The 5,574-nt window shown below is 69.9% G+C and carries 4 protein-coding genes and 2 pseudogenes; all 6 read left to right on the forward strand.

What is annotated here, in order from left to right; genetic code table 11:
• Positions 1–228: pseudogene (locus AB8Z36_RS30825) on the forward strand (DNA-binding protein); the annotation flags it as partial.
• 285 nt (positions 229–513) lie between these two features.
• The gene (locus AB8Z36_RS30830) at positions 514–603 is read left to right on the forward strand and encodes an MbtH family NRPS accessory protein (protein WP_369216682.1); all 90 of its coding nucleotides are present in this window, start codon (positions 514–516) and stop codon (positions 601–603) included.
• A gap of 88 nt (positions 604–691) precedes the next feature.
• Entirely contained in the window at positions 692–2,029 is a 1,338-nt protein-coding gene (locus AB8Z36_RS30835; RefSeq protein ID WP_369216683.1) for an MFS transporter, read from the forward strand.
• Positions 2,022–3,512 carry an amino acid adenylation domain-containing protein gene (locus tag AB8Z36_RS30840; protein WP_369216684.1) on the forward strand — a complete coding sequence of 497 codons (1,491 nt, stop codon included), beginning with the start codon at positions 2,022–2,024 and terminating at the stop codon, positions 3,510–3,512. Before AB8Z36_RS30835 ends, AB8Z36_RS30840 begins: the two co-directional genes overlap by 8 nt.
• Positions 3,509–5,326: an ABC transporter substrate-binding protein gene (locus AB8Z36_RS30845; protein WP_369216685.1), complete on the forward strand. Its 1,818-nt coding sequence runs from the start codon at positions 3,509–3,511 to the stop codon at positions 5,324–5,326. Before AB8Z36_RS30840 ends, AB8Z36_RS30845 begins: the two co-directional genes overlap by 4 nt.
• A 3-nt stretch (positions 5,327–5,329) precedes the next feature.
• Positions 5,330–5,574, forward strand: a pseudogene (locus AB8Z36_RS30850) (ABC transporter permease); the annotation flags it as partial.

A 5,574-nucleotide genomic window follows, 5' to 3' on the forward strand; every position in this document is an offset into this window, starting at 1 on the left:
GCCCCGGCCAAGCGGTCCACTCCCGCCAACAAGTCCACCCCCGCCAACAAGTCCACTCCAGCCAAGCAGTCCACTCCGGCCAAGAAGGCCGCTCCCGGCGCGAAGGCGGGTGCGAAGGCGGGCAAGAAGGCGGCGCCCGGCAAGAAGGCGGGTGCGGTCAAGAAGGTGGCCGAAAAGAAGGCGGTCGCGGCGGAGAAGGGTGCCGTCAAGCGCCGTGCCTCGGCGTGACGCGGTCATGCGGAGAGGCGGCCCCCCGGGTAGGGGGCGGCCCGCACCGCGTGGTTGACGCGGGCGCGCAAATTGCAAAGGACGCGACCCGGTAGCAGGGCGTTTAAACGCGGAGCACTCATGAGGGCCGGATTCAACCCTCACTTAATTCGGTCAAATCGCACGCTCCCGCCCCTCGCCACCCTGTGAGCAATGTCACAAAGCCTTGATGGAATTAGATCCTCCGCGCAAGGATTCCTGCGGACACAAAGGGATTCTTTAAGATTTCCGGGGGGCTTAAGGTAAATGGCGGGGAATCCATTCGAAGATGAGGGTGGCCAGTTTCTGGTACTCGCCAACGGCGAGCGCCAGCACACCCTTATTTCCGGCACCTGACGTGGCCGAACGCGCGGGAGAAGAGAAAAAAGCGAAATCGGTGGCAGGTGAAAAGGGACGTCCTGGACGTTTCAGTGACGCCGGTCCCTTGCTGCTCGTCTGGTCCGGACAGGCCGTCTCACTGGTCGGAAGCGCCGTTCTCAGATTCGCTTTCATTATTGAGGTCTGGTCCAGCGGAGAGCAGGCGACCGCCGTCACCGCGCTGTCCCTCTGCGCCCTGCTTCCCCAGGCACTGTTCAGCCCGTTCGCAGGCGCGATAATCGACCGCATCAGCAAACGGTCGGCCCTCCAGATCGCCGATGTGGGCGGACTCGCCACCGTCGGCACCCTCACCCTCGTCCACTTCTTCGGCGGCGGGCTCGAACCGTGGCAGGTCTATCCGGCCACCGTCCTCCTCGGCGTCTCCGCCGCCTTCCAGCTCCCCGCGCTCACCGCCGCCGTGCCGCTCCTGGTGCGCAAGGACCAACTCGGCCGCGCCAACGGGCTGCTGGCCGGGGCGAGGAGCGCCGCCGGTATCTGCGGGCCCGCGCTCGGCGGCATCATGGTCGCCGTCTCCGGCATCGGTGCCGTCCTCGTCATCGACCTCGCCAGTTACGCCTTCGCGCTCATCGGCGTACGCGTCGTGCGGATGAAGGGCGACAAGGTTCCCGAAGGCGCCGGTGCGCCCCGTACGAAGATCGTCGCGGAGGCCGTCGAGGGGCTGCGCCATCTCTTCCGGCACCCGAGCCTGCGCGACATGACGGTGAACTTCTGCACCGTCAACCTCGTCATGGTCTTCGGCTTCGCCGTCATCCAGCCCATGGTCCTGCTGAAGTCGGGCAACGGCGCGCTCGCCGCCGTGAACAGCGCGATCGGCGTCGGCGGTGTCGTCGGCGGGCTGCTGATGGCCGCCTGGGGCGGGCCCAGGAACCGGGGCCGGGGCATGATGCTCGGCATCGTCGGCATGTGTCTGACGGCGCAGCTCGCCATGTCCCTGGTCGGCGGGGTGGCCGGCTGGTGCGCGGCGATGCTGCTCGGCTCGCTGCTCATGACGCAGGTCAACGCCTCGATGCAGGCGATCGTGCAGACCAAGGTGGACCGCGAGTGGCAGGGCAGGGTCTTCGGCGCGGTCATGTTCCTCTCGCAGATCTCCGTGCCGGTCGCCACGGCGGCGTCCGGGCCGCTCGCCGACCACGTCTTCGAGCCGCAAGCCGCCGACGGGTCCGGAGTCTTCGCGCTCATCGGACCGCTGTTCGGTGACGACCCCGGCAGCGGCATGGCCGGAATGCTCTTCCTCGCGGGTGTCGCGGGGCTCGTGGTGGCGCTGTGGGGTCTGGCGAGCCGTTCGATCAGGGAGATCGACGTACTGCTTCCGGACATCGAGGACGTCCCCGCGGAGCCGGGTGCCGGAGGCGGTGAGAAGGATGACGACGCGGTGCGTGCATGAGCTCTTCGAGGAACAGGCGGCACGGACGCCCGGCGCGACCGCGCTCGTCCACGAGGACGAACGGCTGAGCTACGCCGGACTCGACGCGCGGGCGGCCAGGACGGCGGGCCTCCTCGCGGCGCGCGGTGTGACGCGCGGAGACACGGTGGGCGTCTACCTGGAGCGCTCCGCCGAACTGGCGGTGGCGGTCCTTGGCGTCCTCAAGGCGGGCGCGGGCTATGTGCTGCTCGACCCCGGCTTTCCGGAGCCCCGCCTGCGCGGCATGGCGGCGGACGCGGGCGTGCGGACGGTGCTGGCGCGAGGGGACGCGCCGCCGAGGATGTGGGACGGAGAGGCCCCCGCCGCCGYGGCCCCCGCCCTCATCCCCGTCGAAGAGGCCGCCGACGCGCGCCCGTTGCCGCGCGCCGCCGTCCCCGTCAGCGGTGACGACGTCGCCTGCGTGATGTTCACCTCGGGCTCCACCGGGCGGCCCAAGGGCATCGTCGCCCCGCACCGGGCCGTGACGGCCACACTGACCGGGCAGGGCTTCGCCTCCTTCGGGCCCGGTGCGGTCTGGCTCCAGTGCGCGCCCGTGTCGTGGGACGCGTTCGCGATGGAGCTGTGGGGGCCGCTGCTCGGCGGCGGCACCTGCGTACTGCATCCGGGGCGGCGCCCCGACCCCGTGGTGATCGCGCGGCTCGTCGCGGCGCACGGCGTCACGTCGATGTACCTGTCGGGCTCGCTCTTCAACGTCGTCGTCGACGAGTACCCGAGCGCGCTCGCCGGGCTGCGCGAACTGATCGTGGGCGGCGAGGCGCTGTCGCCCCCGCACGTGGCGCGCGCCCTGGAGCGCTACCCGGACCTGCTGCTGAGCAACGGCTACGGCCCCGTCGAGTGCATGGTCTTCCTCACCGTCCACCGCATCACCCCCGAGGACGTGCGCGAAGGACGCCCCGTGCCGGTCGGGCGCCCCCTGCGCGGCAAGCACCTCCACCTCCTCGACGAGCGGCTGCGGCCGGTCGCGGACGGCGAGCGGGGCGAGTTGTACGCGGCGGGCGCGGGCGTCGCCCGTGGCTACTGCGACGCCGCCCTGACCGCCGAACGCTTCGTGGCCGCCCCCGACGGCACCGCGGGCGGGCGCCTCTACCGCACCGGTGACCTCGCCCGCCGCCGCCCCGACGGCGTCTTCGAGTACCTCGGCCGTGCCGACGCCCAGGTCAAGATCCGCGGCTTCCGCGTCGAGCCCGGCGAGGTCGAGGCCGTCCTCACCGGGGGGGGGGGGGGGGGGGGGGGGGGGGGGGGGGGGGGGGGGGGGGGGGGGGGGGGGGGCGACCGCGCCCGGCCCCTGACGGCGGCCGGACTCCGCGCGTACGCCCAGCGGGAGCTCGCCGAGTACCTGGTCCCCGCGGTCTTCGTGACCCTGGACGCGCTGCCCCTGACGGGGGGGGGGGGGGGGGGGGGGGGGGGGGGGGGGGGGGGGGCACCCGCCCCCGCGGCCGCCTGAGGCTCGTGTTCGCCGGAGGTGCCGCCGCGTTCACCCTTACGGCCGGTCTCGCCACACCGCTCAATCCCGTCCCGCAGCAGGCCGAGGCCAAGGCGGACGACGGGAAGAAGGTCCTCACCGTCGCCGTGGCGCAGAGCGTCGACTCGCTCAGCCCGTTCCTGGCCCAGCGGCTGCTCAGCACCAGCATCCACCGCCTGACGTATGAGTACCTGACGAACTACGACCCGAAGAACAACCGTGCGATCGATGGCTTCGCAACGGACTGGAAACCCTCAGCCGACAAGCTGACCTGGACCTACACCATCCGGTCCGACTCCAAGTGGTCGGACGGCAAGCCCGCCACCGCCGAGGACGCGGCGTGGACGTTCAACAAGGTGATGTCCAAGGAGGGCACCGCCACCGCGAACTCCAACTTCGTCACCAACTTCCGGAAGGTGACGGCGCCGAGCCCCACCAAGCTGGTCATCGAGCTGAAGAAGCCGCAGGCCACGATGGCCGCGCTGGATGTGCCGATCGTCCCCAAGCACGTGTGGGAGAAGGTCGACGACATCTCGAAGTTCAACAACGACAAGGACTTCCCTGTCGTCGGGAACGGTCCGTTCATCCTGACGGACTACAAGGTCGACCAGTACGTCAGGCTCAAGGCCAACAAAGACTTCTGGCGCGGCTCCCCCAAGTTCGACGAGCTCGTCTTCAAGACGTACAAGGACCAGGACGCGGCCGTCTCCGCCCTGCGCAAGGGCGAGGTGTCGTTCGTGGCCGGGCAGCCCGCGCTGACGCCCGCTCAGGCCGACTCGCTGAAGAACGAGAAGAACATCAAGGTGAACGAAGGGCCCGGACGGCGCTTCTTCGCCCTCGCCACCAACCCCGGGGCCAAGACCCGCGACGGCAAGAAGTTCGGTGACGGGAACCCGGCCCTCCTGGACAAGAGGGTGCGCCAGGCGCTCTTCCTGTCCGTGGACCGCGAGGCCATCGTCGACAAGGTGTTCCAGGGGCACGCCGTCGAGGGCGCCGGGTACATCCCGCCGCGCTTCACCGAGTACGCCTGGCAGCCGGGCGGCGACCAGCAGGTCACGTACGACCCGAAGAAGGCCGCGCGACTCCTCGACGAGGCGGGCTACAAGAAGAACGGCGACGGCGAGCGCGTCGGCAAGGACGGCGAGCCGCTGAATCTGCGCATCCTCTGCCACGCCACCGACCCCAACGACAAGGCCGTGGGGAAGTATCTGAAGGAGTGGTGGGGGGAGCTCGGGATCGGGCTCAAGGTCGAGTGCCTCGACGACGTGTCCGTGCCCTGGTACGCGGGCGAGTACGACCTCGCCTTCGACGGGTGGTCCGTCAACCCCGACCCCGACTTCGTCCTCGGCATCCACACCTGCGCCGCGCTGCCGGTGAAGGCCAAGGAGAGCGCCGCCACGGACAACTTCATCTGCGACAAGAAGTTCGACGGACTGTACGACAAGCAGCTCGCCGAGTACGACCAGGGCAAGCGCGCCGACATCGTCAAGCAGATGCAGTCGTGGCTGTACGACTCCGGGTACATGAACGTCCTCGCGTACCCCAACGCCGTGGAGGCCTACCGCACCGACCAGATCAAGTCCATCACCACCATGCCGACGGCCGCGGGCAACATCTACGGCCAGGACGGATATTGGAGCTGGTGGTCGGCCGTGCCCGCGGATGGGAAGAGTTCCTCCAAGGACGGCAGCTCGACCGGTGTCATCATCGGTATCGCCGCTGCCGCGGTGGTGCTCGTGGGCGGCGGAGTCCTGTTCGCCCTGCGCCGCCGTTCTACCGCAGAGGACCGCGAGTAACGCATGACCGCTGACAGCAATCCCGCACTGCTCGACACCGAGGGCCACCAGGGCCCCGGGSMCCWSTGCSTACCTCCTCKAKGCGGGGTGCCGTCGGCCGTGCTCGTCACCAGCTTCTTCCTGTTCCGGCTGATCCCCGGCGACCCGGTCAAGCAGATGACGGGCGGCAAGCGGGTCTCCGCCGAGCAGCTCGCCGCGATGCGCAAGGAGTTCGCCCTCGACAAGCCGGTCATGGCCCAGTTCTTCGA

It is taken from the genome of Streptomyces flavofungini (assembly GCF_041028215.1).
In the GTDB taxonomy this organism is placed as follows: Bacteria; Actinomycetota; Actinomycetes; order Streptomycetales; family Streptomycetaceae; genus Streptomyces; species Streptomyces flavofungini_B.